This window comes from uncultured Kluyvera sp. (assembly GCF_902485085.1).
GTDB classification, from domain to species: Bacteria; Pseudomonadota; Gammaproteobacteria; order Enterobacterales; family Enterobacteriaceae; genus Kluyvera; species Kluyvera ascorbata.
This window is the reverse complement of record NZ_CABTJS010000193.1, coordinates 1-1,920: the sequence shown is the minus strand read 5'-3', so window position 1 is coordinate 1,920 and position 1,920 is coordinate 1. Positions and strand designations below refer to the sequence as shown.

At 55.8% G+C, this 1,920-nt stretch carries 5 protein-coding genes; all 5 read left to right on the top strand.

Annotated features, from left to right (window positions below; translation table 11 throughout):
* The first annotated feature begins 4 nt into the window (after positions 1-4).
* The 5 genes from RDN66_RS24200 to RDN66_RS24180 all read left to right on the top strand — a co-directional run bounded on the left by RDN66_RS24200 (position 5) and on the right by RDN66_RS24180 (position 1,864).
* On the top strand, positions 5-244 hold the full coding sequence (locus RDN66_RS24200; RefSeq protein WP_016243833.1) for a DUF905 domain-containing protein: 240 nt from the start codon (positions 5-7) through the stop codon (positions 242-244).
* Between the two features lie 101 nt (positions 245-345).
* Entirely contained in the window at positions 346-804 is a 459-nt protein-coding gene (locus tag RDN66_RS24195) for an antirestriction protein (protein WP_016243832.1), read from the top strand.
* Between the two features lie 15 nt (positions 805-819).
* Complete coding sequence (gene radC / locus RDN66_RS24190; RefSeq protein WP_016243831.1) at positions 820-1,296, top strand: DNA repair protein RadC; 477 nt, start codon at positions 820-822, stop codon at positions 1,294-1,296.
* Between the two features lie 8 nt (positions 1,297-1,304).
* The gene (locus tag RDN66_RS24185; protein ID WP_007777714.1) at positions 1,305-1,526 is read left to right on the top strand and encodes a DUF987 domain-containing protein; all 222 of its coding nucleotides are present in this window, start codon (positions 1,305-1,307) and stop codon (positions 1,524-1,526) included.
* 20 nt (positions 1,527-1,546) lie between these two features.
* A complete protein-coding gene (locus RDN66_RS24180; protein ID WP_016243830.1) occupies positions 1,547-1,864 on the top strand; it encodes a type IV toxin-antitoxin system YeeU family antitoxin in 318 nt (105 codons plus the stop codon).
* Positions 1,865-1,920: the final 56 nt, after the last annotated feature.

Sequence of the window (1,920 nt, the reverse complement as noted above, 5' to 3'; positions counted from 1 at the left end):
GAAAATGTCCCAATACGTGTTGCTGCCACCGGGGCCTTTCACCCGGAGACAAGCGCAAGCGGTCACTACCACGTACAGCAATATCACACTCGAAGACGACCAGGGCAGTCACTTCCGCCTGGTGGTTCGTGAAGCTGAAGGCCGGATGGTCTGGCGGGCATGGAACTTTGAGCCGGATGCCGGTGAAGGTCTTAACCGCTATATCCGCACCTCAGGCATCCGTACAGACACCTCCACCCGCTGACCGCGAAGCATTTACCCGCAACATTTCACCTCCCCGAACACACTTTATATCCCCATACGCCAGCCATCACCGCTGGCGTTTTTATTGACGGAGACATACCCATGACAACACAGACGCAGTACGATCTCGCACCCGCTAACCAACCCGAATTTGAACTGACCGTCACGCCGGTCCCCGATGAACAACGTCTCGATTTCTGGCCGCAGCACTTTGGCACCATTCCGCAGTGGCTACTCCTGGAGCCGCATATCTTCGCCTGGATGGAGCGTTTCTGTGCGACCTACAGCGGCGGTATCTGGTCGTTATACACCCTGAGTAACGGTGGCGCGTTTATGGCCCCTGATGCTGACAGTGATGATAAATGGCATCTGCTCAACAGCATGAACGGCAATGATGCGGAAATGAGTGCAGAAGCGGCAGGCATCGCGGTCTGCCTGATTGCGTACAGTCACCATGCCTGCCGTAAAGAATGTGACGCGATGACCGCACACTATTACCGCCTGCGGGACTATGCCCTGCAGCATCCAGAGGCCCACGCCATTCTGCGTATCATCGACTGATCGGAGTAACAACGAATGAAACAGCTTTCCTTTTTACCCGGCGAGATGACGCCACAGGACCGGCGTCTCATCCAGCGGGCACTCAGGGCTCTGGACCGACACCTGCATGAGCCCGGCGTGGCCTTCACCTCTTCACATGCTGTCCGTGAGTGGCTGCGACTGCATATGGCCGCACTTGAGCGGGAAGAGTTCCGGGTGTTGTATCTGGACAACCAGAATCAGTTGATTGCCCATGAGACGCTCTTCACCGGCACGATTAACCGTACTGAGGTGCATCCCCGGGAAGTGGTCAAACGTGCTCTGCACTTCAATGTCGCAGCAGTAATACTCGCGCACAACCATCCTTCTGGCGAGACAACACCCAGCCAGGCTGACAAAGCCCTTACGCAGCGACTGGTGCAGGTGCTTCAACTGGTGGATATCCGCGTCCCTGACCATCTGATTGTCGGCGGCAGGCAAATCTATTCGTTCGCAGAACACGGTCTGTTGTGAGGTATGACATGAAAATTATCAGTAAACGCCGGGCAATGACGATATACCGCCAGCATCCTGAGTCCCGAATCTTTCGCTACTGCAGTGGAAAATATCAGTGGCACGGTAGCGTCTGCCATTACACCGGCAGGGACGTTCCGGATATCGCAGGTGTCCTCGCGGTATACGCCGAACGCCGCCAGGACCGCAACGGGCCTTATGCCTGCCTGATGAGCATCACTCTGAACTGACAATACAAAGGAGAGTCGTCATGACTCACATCACATGGGGCCTGCAGCGGAATATCACGCCGCGCCTGGGAGCCCGTCTGGTGCAGGAAGGGAACCGGATGCATTATCTGGCTGACCGGGCCAGCATCACCGGCAAGTTCAGTGACACCGAATGCCGGAAGCTGGATGAAACATTCCCGCACTTTATCCGCCAGATGGAATCGATGCTGACCACTGGTGAAATGAATCCCCGCAATGCCCACTGTGTCACCCTGTTCCACAACGGTTTCACCTGTGAAGCCGACACCCTTGGCAGTTGCGGTTACGTGTACATCGCCATTTATCCCACCCAGCGCTAATAACTTTCACGAGAGCAAACATGAAAACTTTACCTGCAACAACTCAGCGGGCGGTG

Excerpts from the sequence above, each read along its gene's own strand:
- RDN66_RS24200 (WP_016243833.1), top strand. The coding sequence starts at position 5 with ATGTCCCAATACGTGTTGCTGCCACCGGGGCCTTTCACCCGGAGACAA.
- RDN66_RS24195 (WP_016243832.1), top strand. The coding sequence starts at position 346 with ATGACAACACAGACGCAGTACGATCTCGCACCCGCTAACCAACCCGAA.
- radC (WP_016243831.1), top strand. The coding sequence starts at position 820 with ATGAAACAGCTTTCCTTTTTACCCGGCGAGATGACGCCACAGGACCGG.
- RDN66_RS24185 (WP_007777714.1), top strand. The coding sequence starts at position 1,305 with ATGAAAATTATCAGTAAACGCCGGGCAATGACGATATACCGCCAGCAT.
- RDN66_RS24180 (WP_016243830.1), top strand. The coding sequence starts at position 1,547 with ATGACTCACATCACATGGGGCCTGCAGCGGAATATCACGCCGCGCCTG.